The organism is Bradyrhizobium sp. UFLA05-89 (genome assembly GCF_059803475.1).
In genome coordinates this window covers 90,319-114,845 of sequence record NZ_JBANBA010000007.1, presented here as the reverse complement: position 1 = coordinate 114,845, position 24,527 = coordinate 90,319, and the positions used below count along the sequence as shown (strand labels likewise).

The 24,527-nt window shown below is 64.5% G+C and carries 24 protein-coding genes; 14 read left to right on the top strand and 10 right to left on the bottom strand.

All coding sequences use genetic code 11. The features are described from left to right. The 3 genes from SO139_RS06195 to SO139_RS06185 all read left to right on the top strand — a co-directional run bounded on the left by SO139_RS06195 (position 1) and on the right by SO139_RS06185 (position 2,873). The gene (locus SO139_RS06195; RefSeq protein ID WP_449378601.1) at positions 1-969 is read left to right on the top strand and encodes a branched-chain amino acid ABC transporter permease; all 969 of its coding nucleotides are present in this window, start codon (positions 1-3) and stop codon (positions 967-969) included. Positions 970-1,124: 155 nt separating this feature from the next. Next, positions 1,125-1,769 (top strand): DUF47 domain-containing protein, encoded by a 645-nt coding sequence (locus SO139_RS06190; RefSeq protein ID WP_449378600.1) that lies wholly within the window; start codon positions 1,125-1,127, stop codon positions 1,767-1,769. A gap of 99 nt (positions 1,770-1,868) precedes the next feature. Beyond that, a complete protein-coding gene (locus SO139_RS06185; RefSeq protein ID WP_449378599.1) occupies positions 1,869-2,873 on the top strand; it encodes an inorganic phosphate transporter in 1,005 nt (334 codons plus the stop codon). Here the strand turns inward: SO139_RS06185 and sugE are convergent. Continuing rightward, entirely contained in the window at positions 2,866-3,180 is a 315-nt protein-coding gene (sugE, locus tag SO139_RS06180) for a quaternary ammonium compound efflux SMR transporter SugE (protein WP_449378598.1), read from the bottom strand. The genes SO139_RS06185 and sugE overlap by 8 nt on opposite strands. Positions 3,181-3,336: 156 nt before the next feature. On the opposite strand from sugE, the gene SO139_RS06175 reads away from it, so the two are divergent. From SO139_RS06175 to SO139_RS06140, 8 genes are all read left to right on the top strand, one after another. After that, positions 3,337-4,956 (top strand): peptide chain release factor 3, encoded by a 1,620-nt coding sequence (locus tag SO139_RS06175; protein ID WP_498539772.1) that lies wholly within the window; start codon positions 3,337-3,339, stop codon positions 4,954-4,956. Positions 4,957-5,075: 119 nt separating this feature from the next. Next, positions 5,076-5,648: a UCP034077 family protein gene (locus SO139_RS06170; protein WP_449378596.1), complete on the top strand. Its 573-nt coding sequence runs from the start codon at positions 5,076-5,078 to the stop codon at positions 5,646-5,648. 74 nt (positions 5,649-5,722) lie between these two features. Beyond that, positions 5,723-6,307, top strand: a complete 585-nt coding sequence (locus tag SO139_RS06165) for an NnrU family protein (protein ID WP_449378595.1) — start codon at positions 5,723-5,725, stop codon at positions 6,305-6,307. Positions 6,308-6,385: 78 nt separating this feature from the next. Next, positions 6,386-7,981 carry a class I adenylate-forming enzyme family protein gene (locus tag SO139_RS06160; RefSeq protein WP_449378594.1) on the top strand — a complete coding sequence of 532 codons (1,596 nt, stop codon included), beginning with the start codon at positions 6,386-6,388 and terminating at the stop codon, positions 7,979-7,981. A 169-nt stretch (positions 7,982-8,150) separates the two neighbouring features. After that, positions 8,151-8,804 (top strand): tetratricopeptide repeat protein, encoded by a 654-nt coding sequence (locus tag SO139_RS06155; RefSeq protein ID WP_449378593.1) that lies wholly within the window; start codon positions 8,151-8,153, stop codon positions 8,802-8,804. Between the two features lie 42 nt (positions 8,805-8,846). Next, complete coding sequence (locus tag SO139_RS06150; RefSeq protein ID WP_449378592.1) at positions 8,847-9,398, top strand: hypothetical protein; 552 nt, start codon at positions 8,847-8,849, stop codon at positions 9,396-9,398. 50 nt (positions 9,399-9,448) lie between these two features. Then, positions 9,449-10,831 carry a ribosome biogenesis GTPase Der gene (gene der, locus SO139_RS06145; RefSeq protein ID WP_449378591.1) on the top strand — a complete coding sequence of 461 codons (1,383 nt, stop codon included), beginning with the start codon at positions 9,449-9,451 and terminating at the stop codon, positions 10,829-10,831. Continuing rightward, on the top strand, positions 10,828-12,084 hold the full coding sequence (locus SO139_RS06140; protein WP_449378590.1) for a TCR/Tet family MFS transporter: 1,257 nt from the start codon (positions 10,828-10,830) through the stop codon (positions 12,082-12,084). The genes der and SO139_RS06140 overlap by 4 nt, the downstream gene beginning before the upstream one ends. 133 nt (positions 12,085-12,217) lie before the next feature. On the opposite strand, the gene SO139_RS06135 is transcribed toward SO139_RS06140, so the two are convergent. The 6 genes from SO139_RS06135 to SO139_RS06110 all read right to left on the bottom strand — a co-directional run bounded on the left by SO139_RS06135 (position 12,218) and on the right by SO139_RS06110 (position 19,097). Next, positions 12,218-13,444 carry an ABC transporter substrate-binding protein gene (locus tag SO139_RS06135; protein ID WP_449378589.1) on the bottom strand — a complete coding sequence of 409 codons (1,227 nt, stop codon included), beginning with the start codon at positions 13,442-13,444 and terminating at the stop codon, positions 12,218-12,220. 223 nt (positions 13,445-13,667) lie between these two features. Next, positions 13,668-14,408, bottom strand: coding sequence for an SDR family NAD(P)-dependent oxidoreductase (locus SO139_RS06130; protein WP_449378588.1), 741 nt, complete (start codon positions 14,406-14,408; stop codon positions 13,668-13,670). 157 nt (positions 14,409-14,565) lie between these two features. Further along, positions 14,566-16,077 carry an amidophosphoribosyltransferase gene (purF, locus tag SO139_RS06125; RefSeq protein ID WP_449378632.1) on the bottom strand — a complete coding sequence of 504 codons (1,512 nt, stop codon included), beginning with the start codon at positions 16,075-16,077 and terminating at the stop codon, positions 14,566-14,568. Positions 16,078-16,108: 31 nt separating this feature from the next. Beyond that, a complete protein-coding gene (locus SO139_RS06120; protein ID WP_449378587.1) occupies positions 16,109-16,738 on the bottom strand; it encodes a CvpA family protein in 630 nt (209 codons plus the stop codon). Between the two features lie 165 nt (positions 16,739-16,903). Beyond that, positions 16,904-18,349, bottom strand: a complete 1,446-nt coding sequence (radA, locus tag SO139_RS06115) for a DNA repair protein RadA (RefSeq protein WP_449378586.1) — start codon at positions 18,347-18,349, stop codon at positions 16,904-16,906. Positions 18,350-18,368: 19 nt separating this feature from the next. Next, positions 18,369-19,097, bottom strand: a complete 729-nt coding sequence (locus SO139_RS06110) for a sulfite exporter TauE/SafE family protein (RefSeq protein WP_449378585.1) — start codon at positions 19,095-19,097, stop codon at positions 18,369-18,371. A 273-nt stretch (positions 19,098-19,370) separates the two neighbouring features. Here SO139_RS06110 and SO139_RS06105 point away from each other — a divergent pair, with 273 nt between their 5' ends. Beyond that, positions 19,371-19,739: a GFA family protein gene (locus SO139_RS06105; RefSeq protein ID WP_449378584.1), complete on the top strand. Its 369-nt coding sequence runs from the start codon at positions 19,371-19,373 to the stop codon at positions 19,737-19,739. 312 nt (positions 19,740-20,051) lie between these two features. Here SO139_RS06105 and SO139_RS06100 read toward each other — a convergent pair whose 3' ends face one another. Then, positions 20,052-20,294, bottom strand: a complete 243-nt coding sequence (locus SO139_RS06100) for a DUF1127 domain-containing protein (RefSeq protein WP_449378583.1) — start codon at positions 20,292-20,294, stop codon at positions 20,052-20,054. A 154-nt stretch (positions 20,295-20,448) separates the two neighbouring features. On the opposite strand from SO139_RS06100, the gene SO139_RS06095 reads away from it, so the two are divergent. Continuing rightward, positions 20,449-22,014, top strand: coding sequence for a winged helix-turn-helix domain-containing protein (locus tag SO139_RS06095; protein ID WP_449378582.1), 1,566 nt, complete (start codon positions 20,449-20,451; stop codon positions 22,012-22,014). A gap of 27 nt (positions 22,015-22,041) precedes the next feature. Here SO139_RS06095 and SO139_RS06090 read toward each other — a convergent pair whose 3' ends face one another. Further along, the gene (locus tag SO139_RS06090) at positions 22,042-22,812 is read right to left on the bottom strand and encodes an exodeoxyribonuclease III (RefSeq protein WP_449378581.1); all 771 of its coding nucleotides are present in this window, start codon (positions 22,810-22,812) and stop codon (positions 22,042-22,044) included. Positions 22,813-22,852: 40 nt separating this feature from the next. Between SO139_RS06090 and SO139_RS06085 the strand changes: the two genes are divergently transcribed. Beyond that, positions 22,853-23,071 (top strand): cysteine rich repeat-containing protein, encoded by a 219-nt coding sequence (locus SO139_RS06085; RefSeq protein ID WP_449378580.1) that lies wholly within the window; start codon positions 22,853-22,855, stop codon positions 23,069-23,071. Positions 23,072-23,239: 168 nt separating this feature from the next. Here SO139_RS06085 and alr read toward each other — a convergent pair whose 3' ends face one another. Beyond that, the gene (gene alr / locus SO139_RS06080; RefSeq protein WP_498539775.1) at positions 23,240-24,523 is read right to left on the bottom strand and encodes an alanine racemase; all 1,284 of its coding nucleotides are present in this window, start codon (positions 24,521-24,523) and stop codon (positions 23,240-23,242) included. Between the last annotated feature and the right edge of the window lie 4 nt (positions 24,524-24,527).

Below are 24,527 nucleotides of genomic sequence, written 5' to 3'. Positions count from 1 at the left end.
ATGACAGCCTTGACTGACGACACCTTGCCAGTGACGGCGCGCGCGATGCGCGACGAAATGATCGTCTTCGTATTCATGGCGCTGGCCCTGGCTGCCGTGCCGTTCACCAGCATCTATCCGTTCTTCGTGATGCAGGCGCTGTGCTTCGCGCTACTCGCCTGCGCCTTCAACCTGCTGATCGGCTATGGCGGCCTCTTGTCGTTCGGCCACGCGATGTTCCTCGGCACTGCCGGCTATTGCAGCGCGCATGCGCTGAAGGTGTGGGCGCTGCCGCCGGAGCTCGGTATTCTCGCTGGCGTTGCCGCAGCCTTCGTGCTCTCGATCGTGACCGGCTACATCTCGATCCGCCGCCAGGGCATCTACTTCTCGATGATCACGCTGGCGCTGTCGCAGCTCCTCTATTTCATTTACTTGCAGGCGCCGTTCACGCATGGCGAAGACGGCATTCAGGGCATTCCGCAGGGCCATCTGTTCGGGATCTTCGATCTCTCCAAGGCGACGATGCTTTATTACGTCGTGCTGGTCGGCTTCCTCGCCGGCTTCCTGCTGATCTACCGCATCATCAACTCGCCCTTCGGCGAGGTCCTGAAATCGATCCGCGAGAACGAGCAGCGCGCGATCTCGCTGGGCTACCGCACCGATCAGTACAAGCTGCTGGCCTTCATCCTTTCAGGCACGCTGGCGGGCTTTGCGGGCTCACTGAAGGTGTTCGTGGCGCAGAACGCCTCGCTCACGGACGTGCACTGGTCGATGTCCGGTGAGGTGGTGCTGATGACGCTGGTCGGCGGTCTCGGCACCATTTTCGGGCCCGTGGTGGGCGCCTTCGTGATCATCGCCATGCAGCAGTACCTGGCGAGCTACGGCCAGTGGGTGACGGTGATTCAGGGCGCGATCTTCGTGATCTGCGTGCTCACCTTCCGCCGCGGCGTCGTCGGCGAAATCGCGCATTACTTCCGGAGATCTCTGTAAGCATTTGATCAAAAGCCTGTTTTCGCGGTTCTTGAAAGTGGTGGATGAAGTGCTTCGGGCGACGTGACGTGGCACGCGCGCGGCCTGAAAATGGTCTATGACAATTTGGTGACAGTCCTCCCGGACCGGCCAATCTCAACCCGGCAATTATCCCCATGATGCGTTGGTTTCGCGCCTTCCTTCCCAAGGAGGAACGGTTCTTCGATCTGTTCGACCGCCACGCCCAGACCGTGATCCACGGCTCCATCGCGCTCCAGGGCATGCTGAACGGCGGCGAGGAGACGCCGGTCTATTGCCAGCGCGTCAACCAGTTCGAGAATGATGCCGACAACATCACGCGCGAAGTGCTGACCGCGGTGCGCCGCACCTTCATCACCCCGTTCGACCGCGGCGACATCAAGAACCTGATCACCTCGATGGACGACGCCATCGACCAGATGCAGCAGACCGCCAAGGCTGTGATGCTGTTCGAGGTCCGCGCCTTCGAGCCGCCGATGCGTGAGATCGGCGGGCTTTTGATCGAGTGCGCCAACCTGGTGGGCCGCGCGCTGCCGCTGCTTCAGGAGATCGGCAAGAACGTCGCCATGCTGACCGCCATTACGGAGGAACTGACCAAGCTGGAGGGGCGGGTCGACGATCTCCATGACATCGGGCTGAAGGAGCTGTTCTTGAAGCACCGCGACGGCAACGCGATGGATTTCATCGTGGGTGTCGAGATCTACGATCACCTCGAGAAAGTCGCGGACCGCTTCGACGACGTCGCGAACGAGATCAACAGCATCGTCATCGAACAGGTCTAGCGCATGATCCGGAAAAGTGTGCAGCGGTTTTCCCTCGCGACAAACGCGGAGCGCGTTTGCGCCGAGATCATGCGCAAATCTTAAAACAGGAACCGCGCCGTGGATGCCGTGTTGGGTCTTCCCATCCTGGTCGGACTGATCGCAGTCGCGCTGCTGTTCGATTTCCTGAACGGCCTGCACGACGCCGCCAATTCGATAGCCACCATCGTCTCGACCCGCGTGTTGCGGCCGCAATTCGCGGTGTTCTGGGCTGCGTTCTTCAATTTCGTCGCTTTCATGGTGTTCGGCCTGCACGTCGCCCAGACCATCGGCACGGGGATCATCGATCCCTCGATCGTCGACGCCCAGGTGATCTTTGCGGCTCTTGTCGGCGCTATCATCTGGAACATCGTCACGTGGGCGCTCGGCATTCCGTCGTCGTCGTCACATGCGTTGATCGGCGGCCTCGTCGGCGGCGGCATGGCCAAGGCCGGGATTTCGGCCGCGGTCTGGAGCGGGCTGACGAAGACCGTGCTGGCGATCGTGCTCTCGCCGCTGGTCGGCTTCCTTCTGGCGATGATGCTGGTTGCGATCGTCTCCTGGGCCTCGGTGCGCTCGACGCCGTTCGCCGTCGACCGCGCCTTCCGCATCCTGCAATTCGCCTCCGCCTCGCTCTATTCGCTCGGGCATGGCGGCAATGACGCCCAGAAGACCATGGGCATCATCGCCGTGCTGCTCTTCTCGCAGGGCCAACTGAGCGGTGAGTTTTACGTGCCGTTCTGGGTGGTGCTGTCGTGCCAGGCGGCGATGGCGATGGGCACCCTGATGGGCGGCTGGCGGATCGTGCGCACGATGGGCCTGCGCATCACCAAGCTCACGCCGATGCAGGGTTTTTGCGCCGAGACCGGCGGTGCGGCAACCCTGTTCATGGCGACCTTTCTCGGCGTGCCCGTGTCGACCACCCACACCATCACCGGCGCGATCGTCGGTGTCGGTGCCGCCCGCCGTGTCTCGGCGGTGCGCTGGAACGTGGCAAGCTCGATCGTCTATGCCTGGGTGATCACGATACCGGCGTCCGCGATCGTCGCGGGACTCTCCTGGTGGGCGGTGCAGTTTTTCAGGTAACGAGCTTCAACCCGACGATGCCGCCCACGATCAGCCCAATGCTGGCGAGGCGCAGCGCCGTGGCCGGCTCGCCGAACAGGATGATCCCCAGGGCTGCGGTGCCGACCGCGCCGATCCCGGTCCAGACCGCGTAAGCGGTTCCAATCGGCAGCCACTTCAGCGCCAATCCGAGCAGGATGACGCTGCCGGCCATGGCGGCGAGCGTGAGCACGGATGGAACGAGCCGCGAGAAACCATCTGTGTATTTGAGGCCGATCGCCCAGCCGACCTCCAAAAGACCGGCGACGAACAGGATAGTCCAGGCCATGACGCCCCTTCGTTCAAGGCAGGGTCGTCCCCGCGACTAATGTGCCGATTAAAGGAAGGTCGTCCTTCCCGGGGTGGATATGGGACTGGCCGAGGCGCCCCGCAATCACCAGATGACCCTTGATTAGGCCCGTTTTCCCTGCCAAACGCTCCCGCCATGTCCGACATCGCCATCACAGCCGAATCGCCGGCCCGTTCCCCGCTTGCTACCGAAGTGGCGCGGCGGCGGACCTTTGCGATCATCTCTCACCCGGACGCCGGCAAGACCACGCTGACGGAAAAGTTGCTGCTGTTCGGCGGCGCCATCAACCTTGCAGGCCAGGTCAAGGCCAAGGGCGAGCGGCGCAACACGCGCTCGGACTGGATGAAGATCGAGCGCGAGCGCGGCATCTCCGTCGTCACCTCGGTCATGACCTTCGAGTTCGAGGGCCTGGTGTTCAACCTCCTGGACACGCCCGGCCACGAGGACTTCTCGGAAGACACCTATCGCACGCTGACAGCCGTCGACTCCGCCGTCATGGTGATCGACGCTGCCAAGGGCATCGAGGCGCGAACCCGAAAGCTGTTCGAGGTGTGTCGTCTTCGAGATATCCCGATCATCACCTTCATCAACAAGATGGACCGCGAGAGCCGCGACGTTTTCGAGCTGCTCGACGAGATCGAGAAGACGCTGGCACTCGACACCACGCCGATGACCTGGCCGGTCGGCCGGGGCCGCGACTTCCTCGGCACCTATGACGTCGTCAATGGCGGCGTACGCCTGCTCGAGGGCGGCGGCGCCAAGACGGGTGCTGCGCAGCAGACCGAGATCGAGGAACTGACCAAGCTCAACGCCAATCTCGATGTTGCCGCCGTCAAGGACGAGCTCGAGCTCGTCACCGCGGCCTCCAAGCCATTCGATCTGGGGGCGTTTCGCGAAGGCCATCTGACGCCCGTTTACTTCGGCAGCGCGCTGCGCAATTTCGGCGTCGGCGACCTTCTGGAAGGCCTTGGCAAGTTCGCACCCGAGCCGCGCGCGCAGGAAAGCGACCAGCGCAAGGTCGAAGCAACCGACCCACGCATGAGCGCCTTCGTGTTCAAGATCCAGGCGAACATGGATCCGAACCATCGCGACCGCATCGCCTTCGCGCGGCTGTGCTCGGGCAAGCTCAGCCGCGGCATGAAGGCCAAGCTGGTTCGCACCGGCAAGAGCATGCCGCTGTCGAGCCCACAATTCTTTTTCGCGCAGGACCGCTCGGTCGCCGACGAAGCCTTCGCCGGCGACGTCGTCGGCATTCCCAATCACGGCACCTTGCGCATCGGTGACACGCTGACGGAAGGCGAGGATTTCACGTTCGTCGGCGTACCGAGTTTTGCTCCGGAAATCGTCCGCCGCGTCCGGCTTACCGATGCGATGAAGGCGAAGAAGCTGAAGGAAGCGCTTCAGCAGATGTCCGAAGAGGGCGTGGTGCAGGTGTTCCGCCCGCGCGACGGCGCGCCGGCGCTGGTGGGCGTCGTCGGCGCGCTGCAGCTCGACGTGCTGAAGGCGCGGCTCGAGGCGGAATATTCGTTGCCGGTTGAGTTCGAGGTGAGCGAGTTCCAGCTGGCCCGTTGGGTCTCCTCGGATGACCCCAAGAAGCTCGACACCTTCATCGCTGCCAACACGTCCAGCATCGCTGACGATGTCGATGGCGATCCCGTGTATCTGGCACGGAACGAATTCTATCTCGGCTATACCCGGGAGCGCGCCGAGGGTATCGAGTTCGCCAACGTCAAGGACGTGAAGAAGAAGGGGTAGGCGGAGCCCACTCTCCGCTGTCATGCCCGAACCGAACGCGCGCATGTGAACGCCGGTGGGCTTGACGCGTCGACGGCCGGTGCCACGTTTGAAGCATGTGGCATTGCGGTCTGGCGGTCATGTGGCGCTGCATCCTTATCCTGCTCTTGGTGACGGTAACACCGGTCTCTGCCGATGCACGGTACCGACACTTCCATTCGAGTCCCTACTTCAACGAGCCTTTCTCCTACGAGCCTTGCGGCGGTCCATTTCAGGGACCCTGTATCACCGAGATACCCTTTCCGTTCGGCGAGACGCTCCAGGTCACGGTCGAGACGGTTCCATCGCAGGCCGACAGCGCGAAGTACCAGAAGCCGGATCATGACCTCGACACGATCAGCGACCTGTTCGCGCAGTTGCGCTCGTGCTGGTCGCCTCCCTCGACCGACAATGCGCGGGAGGGCATGCAGATGTCGGTACGTTTCAGCCTCAACAGGTCGGGCAGGCTCATCGGCCCGCCGCACCTGACCTTTGCGACGGCGGGCGCGTCGGCGGACACGCGAACCACGTACCTAGATGCCATCAACGCGTCGTTGAATGCCTGCCTGCCGCTGAAGCTCACCGACGGTTTTGCCGGGGCGCTGGCCGGACGGCCGATCGCGATCCGCTATGTCGACAATCGCGAGTTGACGCCCCCCACGACAAAGCAATGACCGCGAATGACGCATTGCGGGCGATGGGCTTCAGGTGTTACCCGATAGACGGCGCTAGTTGAGGGGAGGACGTCATGGGTCTGCTGGTGATGATCCTGGGGCTCGCTTTGTTTTTCGCCGCCCACACGTTCACGACCAAGCGCGAGGCGCGCGCTCAGGCGATCGCGCGGCTGGGCGAGGGCACCTACAAGATCCTCTATGCGCTGGTCTCGCTGGCCGGCCTTGCGCTGATCGTCTGGGGTTTTTCCCATTATCGCGCGGCGGGCATGTGGAATGTTTGGGAGCCGCCAACTTTCCTGAAGCACATCACCGTCGCGCTGATGCTGCCGGCCGTGATCCTGGTGGTGGCGTCCTACATCCGCGGCCGCATCTATGCGACGCTGAAGCACCCGATGCTGGCCGGCATCAAGCTGTGGGCGGCGGCGCATCTCTTGGCCAATGGCGATCTCGGCTCCATCATCTTGTTCGGCTCGTTCCTCGGTTGGGCGGTGTATGACCGGATCTCGTTGAAGCATCGCAAGGATGCTGGCGGCCCGCCGATTCCGGTTGGCGGTGTCACCAACGATCTGATCGCCGTCGCCGTCGGTGTCGTCGCCTATCTGGCGCTCGCCTTTGCCTTCCATCCCGTCGTGATCGGCGTTCCCGTGATGGGAGGCTAGCGCCAGCCGATCAGCGCAAGACAAGAGCGGCTGTCCGTGCGGGAAAAGTGACGAGAATAGCAAGCCGGGAGCCGCCCGATGGACTGGTCGCAATCTCAGCTTCCCCCGATGCGGCTCGAGGCGCGCTTCGGAGATCGCATCGTGAGTACATTCTGCGAGCGGCCGGCAAGTCTCTGGGCGATGATCGCGGAAGCATCCGATCGCAATCCCGACGGTGAAGCGCTGATTTGCGGCAATGCCAGGCTGACCTGGCGGCAGGCCGTCGAGCAGTCGGCGCGGATCGCGGCCGGACTTCGCAGGCTCGGCCTGCAACGTGGCGACCGCGTCGCGCTCCTGCTCGGCAATCGCATCGAATTTCCATTGATCCTGTTTGCTGCTGCGCATGAGGGCCTCGTCACCGTACTGCTGAGCACGCGCCAGCAGAAACCCGAGATTGCCTATGTGCTCGCCGACTGCGGTGCCAAGGTCTTGATCCACGAGGCGGTGCTGGCCGACCGTCTCCCGGAGCCGCGCGATGTCCCCGATGTGGCGGATCGTATCGCGGTCGACGATGACGTGCGTTTGTCGCGCTTCTCCGATCTCAGCGATCACGCGCCTGCGGCTACGCCGGCGCACGTCGGCGAAGAGGATACCGCGATGATCCTCTACACCTCAGGCACCACCGGCAAGCCCAAGGGCGCGATGCTCGCCCATTGCAACATCATCCATTCCTCGATTGTCTTCGTATCTTGCCTAAAGCTCACGGCGGCGGATCGTTCGATCGCGGCGGTGCCGCTCGGCCACGTCACCGGCATCGTCGCCAACATCACGACGATGATCCGCTGCGCCGGTACGCTGATCATCATGCCGGAGTTCAGGGCGGCCGACTATCTCAAGCTCGCCGCGCGCGAGCGCGTCACCTACACGGTGATGGTGCCGGCAATGTATAATCTCTGTCTGCTCCAGCCGGACTTCGACAGCTATGATCTGTCGAGCTGGCGCATTGGCGGCTTCGGCGGTGCGCCGATGCCGATCGCGACCATCGAGAAGCTGGACGAAAAAATTCCCGGCCTGGAGCTGATGAACTGCTATGGCGCGACCGAGACCACGTCGCCGTCGACGATCATGCCGGGCGAGCTTACCGCACGCCACATCGACAGTGTCGGCTTGCCCTGTCCCGGCGCGCGGATCGTCGCGGTTGACGCAGAGGGGCGCGAACTGCCGCGCGGCGAGATCGGCGAGCTCTGGATCGGAAGCGCGTCCGTGATCAAGGGCTATTGGAATAATCCGAAGGCGACCGCCGAGAGCTTTACCGGCGGCTTCTGGCACTCCGGCGACCTCGGCTCGGTCAATGCCGACGGCTTCGTCCGCGTGTTCGACCGCCAGAAGGACATGATCAACCGCGGCGGCCTGAAGGTCTATTCCGCCGAGGTGGAATCAGTGCTGGCCGGACATCCGGCGGTGGTCGAGAGTGCGATCATCGCAAAACCGTGTCCGGTGCTCGGCGAGCGCGTCCATGCGGTGGTCGTCACGCGTGAAGCGGTCGCAGGCGAGGCGCTGCGTGCCTGGTGCGCCGAGCAGCTCTCCGACTACAAGGTGCCGGAGACGATCGTCCTCACGGCCGAGCCGCTGCCGCGCAACGCCAATGGTAAGGTGCTCAAGCGGAAGCTGCGAGAGGCTCTGGCCGGATCATGAACCGCGCCGGAACCCGGTAGGGGCCACGGCGGAGGGTTAACGCCTTGATCCGGCTCGCTTTGCCTTGCCACCGCCATATCGATAGCGTATCGCAGCCGCGACGCGGGGACGGGATTCCTCACGCGAACGCTATGGCGCGCGCTCCCGGCCGGGCATGGGATTAGCATAAGTGTCTGAATTATTTGACGAAGTCGACGAGGAAGTACGTCGCGAACAGCTCAAGAAGCTGTGGGACAAGTATTCGATCTACTTCATCGCCCTGATGGTGCTGGTCGTGGCCGCCGTCGGTGGCTGGCGCGGCTACCAGTACCTGGAGGCCAAGAAGGCCGCCGAGGCCGGTGCCGCCTTCGAGAAGGCCGTGGAGCTGTCCGAGCAGAACAAGCATGCCGAGGCCGAGGCGGCCTTCACCGAGCTCGCGGCCAAGGCTCCCCGGGGCTATCGCACGCTGGCGCGCTTGCGCGCCGCGGCTGAGGCAGCTGCACGCGACCCCAAGGCTGCCGTGAAGATGTATGACGATATCGCAGCCGACAGCACTGCTGGCGCCGAGCAGCAAGCGCTCGCAAAACTCCGCGCCGCAGGGCTTCTGATCGACACCGCGGCCTATGCCGACATCCAGCAACGGCTGGAGGCATCCGCCGCGGCCGGCTCCACCTTCCGCCATAGCGCACGTGAACTGCTGGCCCTGTCGGCCTGGCGCAATGGCGACGCAGCCGCCGCACGCAAATGGCTGGATGCAATCGCCGAGGATGGTGAAACCCCGCAGGGCCTGCGCTCGCGCGCCGAGGCCTTGCAGGCTCTGCTGCCGCCGGTCGCCAAGAGCTGACGGCCCAAGAATAGTTGCGAGAACAGTTGAACGAGACTTGAGATGCGCCGTACGCAACGTTTGATCGCAGCCGCTGTTCTGATCGCCTTCTCGGGCCTCCTTGGCGGCTGCTCGAGCGGCGGGTTCGATCCGAGCGACCTCATGGACTGGCTCGACACCAAGAAGAAGCTGCCGGGCGATCGCAAGCCGGTCTTCCCCGAGGGCGTGCCCGGCCTGGAGCAGGGCGTGCCGAGAGACCTCTACAAGGGCGCACAGCAGCCACAGGACCAGCAGAATGCGGACGCCGCGGCTGCTGCTGCCGCAGCCCCGCCGCCCGAGCCGCCGAAATCCGCCAAGGCCGCGAAGTCGAAGAAGACCAAGCAGCCGGCGGCAGCCGCCGCAGCGCCGGCCGGCGAAGTCGACGGCGAGGCCCAACCCGAAGCAGCGCCCGCAGCGGCACCGCCACCGAAGCAGAAGATCGTGCGCAAGCGCACCACCGCGCCGCCGCAGGATCAGGATCAGACCACCCAGCCCGCGCAAGCGACGCAGACCACACAGCAGCAGTCGCAGGGAGCTTTCCCGGCGCCGATGCCGAGCGGCAGCTTTACGCGCTGACATTTTTCACTGCATTGACAGGCGCAGCCCCGGCAGCGCACGAATGACCAATGTCTTTTACGATCGCCATCATCGGCCGGCCCAATGTCGGAAAGTCAACGCTGTTCAACCGCCTGGTTGGACAGAAGCTCGCGCTCGTCGATGACCTGCCCGGGGTGACCCGTGACCGCCGCGAGGGCGATGCAAAGCTTGGCGATCTCGCATTCACCATCATCGACACGGCCGGTCTCGACGAAGGCGCCAAGGGGTCGCTGACCGCGCGGATGCAGGAGCAGACCGAGGCCGCGATCGCGCAAGCCGACGCACTGTTCTTCGTCATCGACGCGCGCGTCGGCCTCACGCCGACCGATCGCGCCTTTGCCGATTTCGCCCGCCGTGCCAACAAGCCGGTGCTGCTGGTTGCCAACAAGAGCGAGGGCAAGCACGGCGACGCCGGCGCGATGGAAGCCTTTGCGCTGGGCCTCGGCGATCCCATCCAGATTTCCGCCGAGCACGGCGAGGGCATGGGCGAGCTCTACGATGCCTTGAGCAGGCTGATGCCGGAGCCGCTCGATGAGGATGAGGGCGAGGACGAGGAGGAACTGTCCGAGGAGGAGGCCGCCAGGCGTCCGATCCGGGTTGCGATCGTCGGCCGCCCCAATGCCGGCAAGTCGACGTTGATCAACCATCTGCTCGGCGAGGAGCGCCTCTTGACCAGTCCGGAGGCGGGCACCACGCGCGACTCGATCGCGGTCGAGATCAACTGGAAGGGGCGCGATTTCCGAGTGTTCGATACCGCGGGCCTGCGCCGCCGCTCGCGCATCGAGGAGAAGCTGGAGAAGCTCTCGGTCGCCGATGCCTTGCGCGCCGTGCGCTTTGCCGAAGTCGTCGTGCTGATGATGGACGCGCAGCACCGCTTCGAGGAGCAGGATCTGCGCATCGCCGACCTGATCGAGCGTGAGGGCCGTGCCGTCGTGCTGGCGGTCAACAAATGGGACCTGATGGAGAGCAGGGGCGGCGGCGCGATCTCCAACCTGCGCCGCGATGCCGATCACTGGCTGCCGCAGGTCAAGGGCGTGCCGATCGTCGCCGTCTCCGGCCTGATGGGCGAAGGCATCGACCGCCTGATGCAGGCGATCCAGGATGCCTATGCGGTCTGGAACAGGCGCGTGCCGACCTCGGCCCTGAACCGCTGGTTCGAGCAGGCGATCCAGGCCAACCCGCCGCCGGCGGTTTCGGGGCGCAGGCTGAAGCTCAACTACATCACCCAGACCAAGGCGCGCCCGCCGAGCTTCGTGCTGTTCTGCTCGCGCGCCGATGCCGTCCCGCAGGCCTATTTGCGCTACCTCACCAACTCCATGCGTGATGCCTTCGAGTTGCCGGGCACGCCGGTACGGATCACGTTGCGCGAGAAGGCCAACCCGTTTGCGCACAAGCGCAAGCGGTTGTCGTGAGCGGCGAGGCGGGTGAGGCGATAGGCTCGGATGCCGCGCCGATCCGGCGCGGTGCGGTCGCCTTCATCTTCGTCACCATTCTCCTCGACATGCTCGCGCTTGGTGTGATCATGCCGATCCTGCCAAAGCTCATCGAGAGTTTCGTCGGCAACGACACCGCGCACGCGGCCCGCATCTTCGGCCTATTCGGCACCGCATGGGCGTTGATGCAGTTCGTGTTCTCGCCGGTGCTGGGTGCGCTGTCCGATCGCTTCGGCCGGCGGCCGGTGGTGCTTTTGTCGAACTTCGGCCTCGCCGCCGACTACGTGCTGATGGCCCTTGCGCCGTCCCTGATCTGGCTGTTCATCGGGCGCATCATCTCAGGGATCACATCGGCGAGCATCTCGACCGCCTTTGCCTATATCGCCGACCTGACACCGCCGGAGCGCCGCGCTGCGGTCTTCGGCAGGATCGGTGCGGCATTCGGTGCGGGGTTCATCTTTGGGCCGGCGCTGGGCGGTCTGCTCGGCGATATCGATCCGCGGCTGCCGTTCTGGGCTGCGGCGGCGTTGAGCTTCGCCAACGCGGTTTATGGCCTCCTGATCCTGCCGGAATCACTATCTGCGGATAGGCGCGCGCCGTTCCGCTGGCGTAGGGCAAATCCGCTCGGCGCGCTGCATCTGTTGCGCTCGAACGCGGTGCTCGCGGGCCTTTCCGTCGTCAATTTCACCGCGCAGGTGGCGCACGTCGTGCTGCCCTCGACCTTCGTCCTGTATGCGACCTATCGTTATGGCTGGGATTCCAAGACCGTCGGCCTCACGCTCGCGATGGTCGGCATCTGCGCCATGGTGGTGCAGGGGCTCGGCGTCGGCCCAATCGTGCGCGCGCTCGGCGAGCGCAACGCGCTGCTCCTGGGTTTGAGCTGCGGTGCCATCGGCTTTCTGATCTTTGGGAGTGCGCCGACCGGCCCCCTATTCTGGCTCGGCATTCCCGTGATGTCGCTGTGGGGCGTATCAGGCGCGGCCGCGCAATCGCTGATGACGCGGCTCGTCGCACCTGATCAGCAGGGACAATTGCAGGGCGCAACCACGAGCGTACAGAGTGTGTCGCAGCTCGTAGGGCCCTTCCTGTTCACGCTGACGTTTTCCTATTTCATCGGCGGCAGCGCGCTCTGGCATTTGCCCGGCGCGCCGTTCTTGCTTGCTGCGGTGCTGATGATCATAGCGGTGATGATCGCGATGCGGACGCTGGTCGCGACGAAGGCGGCTTCGTAGGGTGGGCAGAGCGACTTGTCCGCCGTAGCTCGAAGAGCGATGGCGGAAGCGTGCCCACCGCTTCTATCACAGCGATGGAGGAACGGTGGGCACGGCGCTTTCGCGCCTTTGCCCACCCTACGACAGTGTCGCTTTACTTCTTCACCAGCGGACACTCGCTCGCCTCGAGCGGCTTGGCAGCGTCTTCCGGTGCGATGGTGGCGACCAGCTTGTAATAGTCCCACGGGCCCTTCGACTCTTCCGGCTTCTTCACCTCGAACAGATAGGCCGGGATGAGGCGGCGGCCGTCGGCGCGCAGCGGGCCCTTGCCGAACAGCGGATCATCCGTCGGCAGTTCCTTCATCTTGGCAACGACCTTGGCGCCGTCATGCGGGTTGCTGCCGAGCGCGTCCATCGCCTTCAGATAATGCAGGATGCCGGCATAGAGACCGGCGACCGTCATCGACGGCATCGAGCCCTTCGGCGAGACCTTCTGGAATCGCTTCGACCATTCGCGCGTCTGGTCGTTGAGATCCCAGTAGAAGGACTCGGTGAAGGTCAGCCCCTGCGCGGTCTTGAGGCCGAGCGAGTGCACGTCGTTGATGAACAGCAGCAGCGCTGCGAGCTTCTGGCCGCCCGCCACGATGCCGAATTCCGATGCCTGCTTGATCGCGTTGGTGGTGTCGCCGCCGGCATTGGCGAGGCCGATGATCTTGGCCTTCGACGACTGCGCCTGCAGCAGGAAGGAGGAGAAGTCGGACGAATTGAGCGGATGCTTGACGCCGCCGAGCACCTTGCCGCCATTGGCGGTGACGACCGCGCTGGTGTCGCGCTCCAGCGCGTGGCCGAAGGCGTAGTCGGCGGTCAGGAAGAACCAGCTGTCGCCGCCGGCCTTGGTCAATGCCTTGCCGGTGCCGTTCGCCAGCATGTAGGTGTCGTAGGTGTAGGAGATCGTGTTCGGCGTGCAGGCCTTGCCGGTGAGATCGGCGGTGGCCGCGCCCGAATTGAGCAGCACCGAGTTCTTTTCCTTGACGAGGTTGTTCACCGCGAGCGCAACGCCCGAGCTCGGCGTGTCGGAGATGACGTCGACCTTGTCGTTGTCAATCCACTGCCTTGCGATGTTGACGCCGACGTCGGGCTTGTTCTGGTGATCGCCCGAGACGACATCGATCGTCCAGCCCTTGGCCTTCAGGCCGGAATCCTCGACTGCCATCTTCACGGCGGCAACCGAGTTCGGCCCGCCGATGTCGGCATAGAGGCTCGACATGTCGTTGAGCACGCCGATCTTGACGGTCTTGTCTTGGGCGGAAGCCGAGGTGGCGAAGCCGAGGCCGGCACAGGTCAACAGCGCGGCGTAGCGCCACGCGCGCAAGTTTTTCATTGTATTCCCTCCAACTGTTGATGCCGGGACGGCCCTCTTGGATGGGGCTTTTGACCATCGGCGTGATCGGTCACGATCTTGATGTGTCCGATAGCGTGTCCTGATGCTTGCGGCAATGCGCTAATCGTAGCGGTCCGGGCGATCGGTTAATCCGATCGTCTCTTGCTGACTTAAATTTCATCAATCCGTCGCGTGGCCGCGCGTCGGCCAGCATGCGCGGGCCTCAGGCTGGCGGCCGGAAGCTCATCAGCGTGCGCAACTTGTAGTCGTAGAATTTGCCGGTTTCCGCCCAGTCAGGCGCGCACATCGGCACGATGAACTCGGCCGCCTGCTCGGGCGTGTCGAGCGTCAAGGGATCCTCGCCCGGCATCAGGGTCGCGCGCATGCGGGTGCGGATCGGCCCGGGATTGAACAGGTTGACGCGCAGTTTCGTGCTCGCGGTCTCCTGCGCCCAGGCGCGCGCCAGCGTTTCCAGCGCAGCCTTGGAGGCCGCGTAGGGGCCGACATAAGCGGTCGCCTTGTTGGCTGCGCCCGAGGTGATGAACACCGCGCGGCCGGCGTCGGACTGTTTCAGCAGTGGCTCCATGCAGCGGATGAGCTGGAAATTCGCCGACACGTTGATCGCCATCACATCGGTGAAGGTCTTCAGCTCGATATGGCCGAGCGGCGAGGAGGGGCCGAGCACGCCGGCATTGCCGACGAGAATGTCGAGCTTGCCGTGGCGCTCATGCAGCGCGGCGCCGAGCCGCGCGATACCGTCGAAGTCGGTGAGGTTGAGTGGCACCAGTGTGGCGTTGCCGCCTGATTTCCGGATCTCGTCGTCGAGCTCTTCCAGCCCGCCCTGCGTGCGCGCGACCGCGACGATGTGCGCACCGGCTTTTGCCAGCGCGATCGCGGTGGCATAGCCGATGCCGCGCGAGGCGCCGGTGACGAGAGCGATGCGGTTGGCGAGGAGTTTTGTCATGGCGGGGTTTTACAGGCGTGGATGGCCGGGACAAGCCCCCGCTTGGTCGTCATTCCGGGGCGATGCGAAGCATCGAACCGGAATCCGGAGATTACGATACGAGATCGAGATTCCGGGTTCGCGTTACGCGCGCCCCGGAATGACTGCTGGGGACGGACTAACTCGCCTCCGCCAGTAGCGACAATTGGCGCGGCTGCTGTTCGGTCTGGGTCTGGTCGGTGAGATGCGTTGGATAGGCGCCGGTAAAACAGTGATCCGAAAACTTCGGATTGGCCGGGTCGCGTCCGGGCTCGCCCATCGCGCGGTACATGCCGTCGATCGACAGGAAGGCGAGCGAGTCCGCCCCGATGATCTCGCGCATCTCTTCCAGTGAATGCGTTGCCGCGAGCAGGCCACCGCGATCGGGCAGGTCGATGCCGTAGTAGTCGGGATAGAGGATCGGTGGCGAGGCGAGACGGAAGTGCACCTCGGTCGCGCCCGCATCGCGCATCATGCGCACGATCTTCTTCGAGGTGGTGCCACGCACCAGCGAGTCGTCGATCAGGATGATGCGCTTGCCTTCGATCGCGGCGCGGTTGGCCGAGTGCTTCATGCGCACGCCGGATTCGCGGATCGCCTGCGTCGGCTGGATGAAGGTGCGGCCGACATAGTGGTTGCGGATGATGCCGAGCTCGAACGGCACGCCGGAGAACTGGCTGTAGCCGACCGCGGCGGGCACGCCGGAATCGGGCACCGGCACCACCACGTCGACCGGCACGTGGCTCTCCCTGGCGAGCTGCGCGCCAAAGGCCTTGCGCACCTCGTAGACCGAGCGGCCATGGACGATGGAATCAGGCCGGGAGAAATAGATGTATTCGAAGATGCAGGGCCGCGGGGCCATCGGCGGGAACGGCTTGTGGACGTCCTGGCCGTTCTCGTCGAACACGATGACTTCGCCGGGCTCGATGTCGCGCACGAAGCGCGCGCCGATGATGTCGAGTGCGCAGGTCTCCGACGTCAGGATCGGGCAGCCGTCGAGCTCGCCGAGCACCAAGGGGCGAATGCCGCGCGGATCGCGCGCGCCGACCAGCTTCTTGTTGGTCACCGAGACCAGGGCATAGGCGCCTTCGATCTCGCGCAGCGCGTCGATGTAGCGTTCGATGAAGCGGTTGCGCTTGGACCGCGCCACCAAATGCAGGATCACCTCGGTGTCGGTGGTCGACTGCATCATCGCGCCGTTCTTGACGAGCTCGCGGCGCAGCGTCAGGCCGTTGGTAAGGTTGCCGTTATGAGCAACCGCCAGGCCGCCGGCATTCAGTTCGGCGAACAGCGGCTGCACGTTGCGCAGGATCGTGGCGCCGGTCGTGGAGTAGCGGACGTGGCCAACCGCGACACTGCCGGGCAGGCGGTCGATCACCTCGCGGCGGGAGAAGGTGTCGCCGACGAGGCCGAGGCGGCGCTCGGAATGGAAGCGGGAGCCGTCGTAGGAGACGATGCCGGCGGCCTCCTGGCCGCGGTGCTGCAGGGCGTGGAGGCCGAGGGCGGTAATGGCGGCGGCGTCGGGGTGACCGTAGATGCCGAATACGCCGCATTCCTCGCGTAGCGTATCCCCCTCGAGATCGTCCTGAAGCTCGAGCCCGGCCGGGGGGAGGTCGAGATCAAGCTGGGCGTTCCAGTCGGGGTTTTGCATCTCGTCCATCGCGCCTCTCTTCGGGCTCAATTCAACGCGCCGCGGGTTTCTCGATCAGCTTTTTAAGGCTGTCACGAGCCGGTTTACTGTAGCCGTCGCTGCCGCCCGCAGGCTGCTGCTCGGTATCAGCTTGATCATCATCTGGTTTGTTTTTCTTGAATCTCTTCAAGATGGTGTTCTCGGGGTCATCAGGCAAGAGCGACATCAGCCAATCCCCGGTTCCCTGCAAGACCACCCGGGACTTCGCTCCCGTGACCCAGTCCGGGCGCTGCTTGTCCGGGACCAGCCAGGTGAAGAACAGGAAGGCAACCACCACGATCAGGAGACCGCGCCCCAGGCCGAACAGGAAGCCCAAGGTGCGGTCCAGGGCGCCGATCCGGGAATCCAGGATCATGTCGGAGATCCGGACCGTGATCACGGAGACCACAATCAGCGTGCCCACGAACACGCCGGCCACGACCACGACGCTCGCGACCGTGTCGTTGTTGAAGTACGTCTTGGCGGTCGGCAGCAGCTTCGAGAATGAATAGAGCGTCACGATCGCCGCCGCGCCCCAGGCCGCGATCGACAGGATTTCGCGCATGAAGCCGCGGACCATGGCAAGCAGGCCTGAGATCAGCATCACACCGAGCAGGATCAGATCGAGGAGTGTAATCGGCATCGGCTGGTCTGGTCCGCTCGTACTCTCAAAGATGCTCGGCGAATCGGTGTTTTGGCCGCCGCCCTAAGTGAGGGGCAGACGGCGTTCCCGGCAAGTCCGGAACCACGCGATCCCGCCGCTTTGTGACGGCTGTATAGCGGCGGGGCCGGGGATCGTCACCTCCACCTAGCCCTCTCCACGGCGGAATCTGGCGGGTGTGGCATTTTTCTCGGGCTGACTTGTGGATTCGCCCCGGCGGGAGCCGCGGGCGGCGATCTCGGCGACCAGCGTGGTCAGGTTGTTCACGGCGTTGAGCGACAGCCCCGCGTCCCCGCCGGCTTCGCCTCGGGCCGATTCGGGGAGCACGGCGCGGCTGAAGCCGAGTTTTGCGGCCTCTTTCAGCCGCGCGGGGGTCTGGGCTACGGGCCGCACCACGCCGGAGAGCGAAATCTCGCCGAAATAGACCGCATCGGTGGGTAACTGCGCGTTAACCAGCGAGGATACCAGCGCCGCTGCCGCGGCGAGGTCGGCGGCCGGCTCGTGGATGCGCAGGCCGCCTGCGACGTTCAGATAGACGTCGTGGCCGGACAGCTTCACGCCGCAATGGGCTTCCAGCACCGCCAGCACCATCGAGAGCCGGCTCGGGTCCCAGCCGACCACGGCGCGGCGCGGGGTACCGAGCGAGGTCGGCGCCACCAGGGCCTGTAGCTCGACCAGCAGGGGGCGGGTGCCCTCGATCCCGGCGAACACGGCCGTGCCGGGGGTGCCGAGGTCGCGTTCGGACAGGAACAGCTCGGAAGGGTTGGTGACCTCACGAAGGCCAAGGCCGGTCATCTCGAAGACGCCGATCTCGTCGGTGGGGCCGAAGCGGTTTTTCACGGCGCGCAGGATACGGAATTGCTGCGAGCCTTCGCCCTCGAAGGACAGCACCGCGTCGACCATGTGCTCGACCACGCGGGGGCCGGCGATCTGGCCGTCCTTGGTGACGTGGCCGACCAGGATGATGGCGGCGCCCGTCTTCTTGGCGAAGCGGATCAGGGCCTGCGCGGAGGCGCGCACCTGCGTCACCGTGCCGGGCGCGGACTCCACCGTGTCGGTCCACATGGTCTGGATCGAGTCGATCACGATGAGGCGGGGGACCGCCCCTTCCGACAGCGTCGAGATGATGTCCTCGACCGAAGTCTCCGCGGCGAGCTGCACCGGCGCGTCCGACAGCCCGAGCCGTTCCGCGCGCAAGCGCACCTGAGCGATTGCCTCTTCGCCGGAGATATAGACGACGCGGTGGCCGGCACGGGCCAGCAAGCTCGTGGCCTGGGTCAGCAGCGTCGATTTGCCGATGCCGGGATCGCCGCCGACCAGCAGCACCGAGCCGCGCACGAAGCCGCCGCCGGTAACGCGGTCGAGCTCGGTCATCCCCGATGACAGTCGCGGGGCGTCGGGGCTTTTTCCCGCCAGGCTCTCCAGCGCGAAGGTGCGCCCCTTGCGCTTGGAGCGGATCGACACCGGCACGTTGCCGGTCGCGTCCTCCTCGGCCAGCGTGTTCCACTCGCCGCAGGCCTCGCACTTGCCCTGCCAGCGGTTATAGGCTGCGCCGCAGTTCTGGCAGACGAAGGAGAGCGTGGATTTGGCCATGGGGACTGGTGAATCGGTGTCAGGGGGATTGCGTGGCGTTCCATAGCATGGAGAGTCCCGCCGCGACCATGATGGCGTCCATCACCAGGCGGAACACGTCTGGTTTCATGTGCAGCACGAAGCGCTTGGCGATGAAGGCGCCGAACATCAGTGAGGAGCCTGCGATGAGGCCCTTGATCGCGACGTCGCCGGTCAGCGCCCCGAAGCGTTCGAATGTCACGGATTTCGACAGATAGAGGCCGAGCGAGGAAGCGGCCTCGGTCGCGAGGAACGCGCCCTTGGTCAAGCCATAGAACAGGAACAGCGGCACGCTGAGTGGTCCCGTCGAGACCACGATGCCGGTGAAATAGCCGATGATCGCGCCGCCGATCGCCAGATGCCAGAGGTTGGCTCTCAGGTCGTGCCGCGCCAACCAGTGCCGCGCCGGCACCATCGCGATCAGGAAGATGCCGATCGCAAGGTCAACCGCGTGCGAGGGCAGCGCCAGCAGCGTCCGCGCGCCGAGCGCTGCGGCGGGAATGCCTGTGATGGAATAGGCGGCACAGGCCTTCCAGTCGACCTCGCGCCACCAGGCGAGGATCCGCGACAAGTTCGCCATCACGGCCGCGACCGCCATGATCGGAACGGCTTCCTTTGGCCCGTATTCAAAGACCAGTACCGGCATCAGCATGATCGACGAGCCCGTGCCAACGATGCCGGAAATGGTGCCGGCGATCAGGCCGACGATGAGGACGAACAGGAAGGCCAAAAGGGAGAGCTCCGGGAATCGGGGGAGTGTAGCAATTCTCGCTCCAGATCGGACCGGCTCGCCTCGGTAACAAGAAATCTGGAAATCAACCCCATGCAAAGTAGCCAGGCTGGACTTCGCGCTCCGCGAAACTCTTCGGGGACACAGGCCGGTGTCGCCCGGCGGGGCGCTGCCTGCAAACCAGGCAGTGCGCCGCAGCACATGCTGACAGCATGTTGGCAGCAGGCCTCGGCTACGACCATCTCCTGACATTTTCGAGAGAGGGAGCGGGTCATGCCGGTCGAAGGGAGCTGCCATTGCGGTGAAACGGTGTTCGAGGTCACGGAGCCGCCGGCCAGCGTGACGCGCTGCACTTGCTCGCTCTGTGCCAAGCGCGGCGCGCTGTGGGCCTACTACACGCCGGCGCAGTTCCGCTTGCTCTCTCCGCAGGAGAACGTCGCGACCTATCAATGGGGTAGTCGCACCGTCAAACATCATTACTGTGCGAGCTGCGGCTGCGGCACCTATTCGGAGTCGCCGGACTGGTCGACCGGCAAGCCCGACTTCGACAATCCCAAGGTCGCGATCAACGCGCGCCTGTTCGACGACTACGATCTCGATGCGGTGCCCGTGAACGTGATCGACGGTAAGAATTTGTGGTGACGGCACGTATCGTTGGCTGATGGTACGGGCAGAATGCGCGGAGGATATTTTTGGGCTTCAATGACCAAAGTAGACGAAGAACATGGATACGATTGCTCCGTACAAGACCGAACGTAGAAGGACACTCGAACGGCGCCATCTTCCTTTAGTCGAGGCCATGTTCGGTCTAAGCCAATATTGCTCGTACCAATCAGGCTGAACGCGAAATGCGCGCATCGCGGTTTGTTCGAATTGACTTGGGTGAGACTCTCTCTGCTGCATGACACGCCTCTTTTGCGGCCCGTTCGTTTTGAACCGGGCGCGCGGTCTTCCTCACGGCGGGACGACGGCGCTGCGCGGGTCGGAGGCGCGATTGGAGGAGACGTAGTCGATCTCGCCACGCCCGATACCGAGATCGAGCAGCTCCCGGTCACTCAGACCGTCTAACCTCGCGCACAGCTTTGCGCGTGTGCGCCATTCGCAAAATGCATCGCGGCAATTGGCGAGGACAGCGAGGCCGAGCCGCACCGTCACAAAATTCCGCCGTGGCTCGAACGCGTTGAAGGCCGTTGTCATCGGGGTACCTCCCGGCGTCGTTTCGCACGGTCTAGGATGTCCGGACATGGCGGGGCACGCTTGACAGGCGGCTTACATTTTCCTTACCGGCGGCTTATTCTTTCGCGTCAGACCGTGCCGTGGCGACCTCGAAGGGCAACCGAGGGAATGTCCCTTGCGCTATTTGTTCGAGCACTACGCGTTCGACACCGACCGGCGCGAGCTCCGTCGCGGAGCTGATGTGGTGCCGACAGCGCCTCAAGTTTTCGATCTGCTCGATTACTTGATCTGCAACAGGGAGCGCGTGGTCAGCAAGGAGGACGTTGTCAACGCCATCTGGAAGGGACGTATCGTATCCGAGGCGGCGCTGACGACTCGCCTCAACGCTGCGAGAAGTGCGATCGGCGATACCGGCGAGGAGCAGCGCCTGATCAAGACGTTGCCACGAAAGGGCTTTCGTTTCGTCGGCACGGTTCGCGAAGAGAGCCAGCCTTCGGGCGCGGCAGGGATCTCAGTCCGTCCCATGGGATCGACGGAGGCTGTCCTTCCGCCCGACAGGCCCTCGATCGCGGTTTTGCCGTTCGAGAACATGAGCGGCGATACTGAGCAGGACCATTTCACGGATGGAATCGTCGAGGAGATCATCACTGGGCTGGCCGGCTTCCAGTGGCTGTCGGTAGTCGCCCGCAATTCGAGCTTCGCGTACCGGGGGCGTGCCATCGACGTGAGGCAGATCGGTCGCGAACTCGACGTCCGCTTTATCCTGGAAGGTAGCGTGCGCAAGACGGGGGATCGTATTCGCATAACCGGTCAGCTCATCGACACGGCGACGGGCACGCACGTCTGGGCCGATCACTTCGACGGCGGTCTGGAACATGCTTTCGATCTGCAGGACCAGGTGACGGCCAGCGTGGTCGGTGCGATAGAGCCCGCCGTCCTGCGGGTCGAGACCCGGCGCGCGACACGCAAGCCTGCGGCAACGGCGTGGGAGCGGTTGATGCACGGATTTGCAGTACAAAGACGATTGACCAGGGAGGCCAACGCGGAAGCGCTGCAAATCTTTCGGCGGGAAATACAGCTCGACCCGGAGTCAGCGGCGGGCTATGCGTTCGCCTCGCAGTGCTACACTTGGGCGAAGTCGTTCGGTTGGTTCAGCGATCACGCGGCCGAATCCGCTGAAGGTGCGCGACTTGCTCGACGCGCGCTCGACCTCGGGAGGGATGATCCGCTATTCCTGACTGCGGCCGGTTTTGGTCTGGCCTATCTTCAAGGTGATCTCGACGTTGCAACGGATGCGGTTGCGCGCGCGCGGGCGCTCAACCCGAACTCTCCCGCCGCTTTGGGTCTGCATGGATGGATTCACGTCTGGCGCGGCGAGCCCGAACTTGCGCTGGCCAACGTCGAACGCGCCCTGCAGTTGAGCCCTTCCGACGTTTTCTCCTTCGCATGGTGGTGCGTCGGTTCCTATGCGCATTTTGCCTGCGGCAGAAATGACGACGCACTCTCATGGGCGGAGCGGACGTCGCGGGAACATCCCAGCTACCTTCCGGCCGCAAGGATGATTGTCGCCAGCGCCGCGCTCGGCGGTCGGCCAGAGAGCCCTGAGATGTCGTTAGCCCGGCTGCGTCAGCTCGATCCGATGCTCCGTCTTTCGAATCTTGGGGAGCAAATGCCGTTTCGCCGCGCCGAGGATCTCGCCAGGTTGACGGATGGCCTGCGAATAGCAGGGCTGCCCGAGTAACGGCCCAGCGGATTTGCGAGCACGCACCTAACGTAGCGCGACCCATGCCGGCGCGTGGTCGCTCGCGCCGTCTTCGCCACGGATCTGCTTGTCGACGCCGGCCTTGGTCAGGCGCGGGGCCAGGGCAGGGCTGAGCAAGAGGTGATCGAGACGCAAGCCGGCGTCGCGTGGCCAGCGGTTTCGTTTGTAGTCCCAGAACGTGTAGATCCGCTTGTCCGGATGCAGCGTGCGGAGCGCATCGCACCAGCCTTGCGCAACGAGTGATTTGAACGCGGCGCGGCTCCTGGGCTGGATCAGGGCGTCCTTGTCCCAAGATCTCGTTGGATAGATGTCGAGCTCGGTCGGCGCGACGTTGTAATCGCCGGCGAGCACGACCGGCAGATCCTGCTTGAGCAAACTTTTTGCGTGGCGTTTCAGGCGCGCGAACCAGTCGAGCTTGTGGTCGAATTTCGGTCCGGGCTGCGGGTTGCCGTTCGGCAAATAGATGCTGGTGACGATGATGCCGCGCACGGCTGCCTCGATGTAGCGCGCCTCGAGGTCGTCAGCGTCGCCCGGCAAGCGGTCGCGGGTCAACACGGGCTCGGCGTTGCGCGCGAGAATGGCGACGCCATTCCACGTCTTTTGCCCGCGCCAGACCGCGCCGTAGCCGGCTTTCTCGATTGCAGCGGCCGGAAATTCGCCATCAGTGGCCTTCAATTCTTGCAGTGCGACGACGTCAGGATTCGCCCCGTGCAGCCAGCGCAGCAGGTTGGGCAGGCGACGGTTGATGTTGTTGATGTTGAATGTCGCAATCTTCATGTAGAGCTGATGGCTCCTCACGCCCCATACCGGAGAGACAATGTCCAAGTTGAACTTCGCCGTTATCGCATTCGCCGTCGCGCTCTCCGGGTCCGCGCTGGCACAATCGTCCGATCCGCGCGGCGCCTGCAAGGCGGATTATGACAAATTCTGCGCCGGCATTGCGCCTGGCGGCGGCCGCATCGTCGCATGCCTCAATGGCAAGCGTGACCAGCTCAGCGATACCTGCAAGAAGGCACTGGACAGCAGGAAGAAGTAAAGTCTCGTGTCCCAGACGCGGCGCAGCGCGCCTGGCGATGCGGAGCATCGTCCAGTGCGGTGCGCAGAGCGGGGGCCCATCTCACCACAAATGCTGACCCCGGCTCTGCAGGCGCACTAGCCGCGAAGAGCGGCGCATTGCGCTGCGTCCGGGGCACGAGACCGTTGGCTAGGTCGGCAGTGGCGGCGGGCTTGCCGGCTGCTCCACGAGTGGCGGCGGCGCGGCGACGGACGCCTCCGCGGGCGGGGCGAGAGCCGGCTGTTCAACCGGCGCGTGCACATTGCCGCCCTTGTAGACTCGGGCATACCGGTGGCCGAGGCTCGTCAGCACCTCATATCCGATGGTGCCGAAATGATGCGCGAGCTCGTCGACGGTGATGCCTTCGCCGAGCAGCGTCACCATGTGGCCGCGTCGCACGGCATTCGGTGGCAGATCGGTGATGTCGATCGCGATCAGATCCATGGAGACGCGGCCCGCGACCGGACAGCGCTTGCCGGCGACGATCACCTCGGCGCCGCGGGTGCCGTCATTGGAGCTGGCGGCGCGGAAATAGCCGTCGGCATAGCCAACCGCGATGATCGCGAGCTTCGTGGGGCGTCGCGCGCTCCAGGTGCCGCCATAGCCGACCGTCTCGCCGCGCTCGATGGTGCGGATCTGCACGATGCGGGCCTTGAGATCGACCACCGGCTGCATCGGATTGTCGGCCTCCGGCGTCGGGTTGACGCCGTAGAGCGCCGCGCCCGGCCGCACCAGGTCGAACTGGAACGGGGCGCCCAGGAAGATGCCGGAGGAATTGGCGAGCGCCGCGGGCACGCCCGCGAATTCGCTTGCGATGGTGCGGAAGGCTGCGAGTTGCTTGGCGTTCGCCGAACTGTTGAGCTGCTCGGCGGAGACCAGATGGCTCATCACCAGCGTGATGCCGTGATCGCCGGCATTGATGCGCGGGATGATCGCCTGCGCCTCCTGGAGCGTCAGCCCAAGCCGGTTCATGCCGGTGTCGATGTGGATGGCCGCGCCGCCGGTCCAGCCCGTGCGGCGGCAGAACACATCCCATTCGGCGAGCTCGTTGAGATCGCCGATCACGGGACGGCAATCGATCTTGGCGTAGTGCTCGCCGGTGTTCTGGAAATAGCCGCCGAGCACATAGATCGTCGCGGTCGGCACCGCCGCGCGGGCGATGCGCGCTTCCTCGATCGTTGCGACGAAGAAGGTCTTGCAACCCGCTCCGTGCAGCGCGCGCGCCACCGGCTCCGTGCCGCAGCCATAGGCGTCGGCCTTGATCACGGCGGCGCATTCGGCCGGCACCGCGGTCTTCTCGAGCTTGCGCCAGTTGGCGACGATCGCGTCGAGATCGACGGTGAGCACGCCGCCATACGCGGCAAGCGCCGCGGCCTGGTTGGCCTCCGTTGAGAGAAAGCCGTTTTGCGGAATCATGTTCGGGTCCGACGCGATTGTC

Excerpts from the sequence above, each read along its gene's own strand:
- radA (WP_449378586.1), bottom strand. The coding sequence starts at position 18,349 with ATGGCCAAATCCACGCTCTCCTTCGTCTGCCAGAACTGCGGCGCAGCC.
- SO139_RS06135 (WP_449378589.1), bottom strand. The coding sequence starts at position 13,444 with ATGAAAAACTTGCGCGCGTGGCGCTACGCCGCGCTGTTGACCTGTGCC.
- SO139_RS06150 (WP_449378592.1), top strand. The coding sequence starts at position 8,847 with ATGCGCCGTACGCAACGTTTGATCGCAGCCGCTGTTCTGATCGCCTTC.
- SO139_RS06085 (WP_449378580.1), top strand. The coding sequence starts at position 22,853 with ATGTCCAAGTTGAACTTCGCCGTTATCGCATTCGCCGTCGCGCTCTCC.
- sugE (WP_449378598.1), bottom strand. The coding sequence starts at position 3,180 with ATGGCCTGGACTATCCTGTTCGTCGCCGGTCTTTTGGAGGTCGGCTGG.
- purF (WP_449378632.1), bottom strand. The coding sequence starts at position 16,077 with ATGCAAAACCCCGACTGGAACGCCCAGCTTGATCTCGACCTCCCCCCG.
- SO139_RS06165 (WP_449378595.1), top strand. The coding sequence starts at position 5,723 with ATGGGTCTGCTGGTGATGATCCTGGGGCTCGCTTTGTTTTTCGCCGCC.
- SO139_RS06170 (WP_449378596.1), top strand. The coding sequence starts at position 5,076 with ATGTGGCGCTGCATCCTTATCCTGCTCTTGGTGACGGTAACACCGGTC.
- SO139_RS06195 (WP_449378601.1), top strand. The coding sequence starts at position 1 with ATGACAGCCTTGACTGACGACACCTTGCCAGTGACGGCGCGCGCGATG.
- der (WP_449378591.1), top strand. The coding sequence starts at position 9,449 with ATGTCTTTTACGATCGCCATCATCGGCCGGCCCAATGTCGGAAAGTCA.
- SO139_RS06105 (WP_449378584.1), top strand. The coding sequence starts at position 19,371 with ATGCCGGTCGAAGGGAGCTGCCATTGCGGTGAAACGGTGTTCGAGGTC.
- SO139_RS06190 (WP_449378600.1), top strand. The coding sequence starts at position 1,125 with ATGATGCGTTGGTTTCGCGCCTTCCTTCCCAAGGAGGAACGGTTCTTC.
- SO139_RS06090 (WP_449378581.1), bottom strand. The coding sequence starts at position 22,812 with ATGAAGATTGCGACATTCAACATCAACAACATCAACCGTCGCCTGCCC.
- SO139_RS06130 (WP_449378588.1), bottom strand. The coding sequence starts at position 14,408 with ATGACAAAACTCCTCGCCAACCGCATCGCTCTCGTCACCGGCGCCTCG.
- SO139_RS06160 (WP_449378594.1), top strand. The coding sequence starts at position 6,386 with ATGGACTGGTCGCAATCTCAGCTTCCCCCGATGCGGCTCGAGGCGCGC.
- SO139_RS06120 (WP_449378587.1), bottom strand. The coding sequence starts at position 16,738 with ATGCCGATTACACTCCTCGATCTGATCCTGCTCGGTGTGATGCTGATC.
- SO139_RS06175 (WP_498539772.1), top strand. The coding sequence starts at position 3,337 with ATGTCCGACATCGCCATCACAGCCGAATCGCCGGCCCGTTCCCCGCTT.
- SO139_RS06100 (WP_449378583.1), bottom strand. The coding sequence starts at position 20,294 with ATGACAACGGCCTTCAACGCGTTCGAGCCACGGCGGAATTTTGTGACG.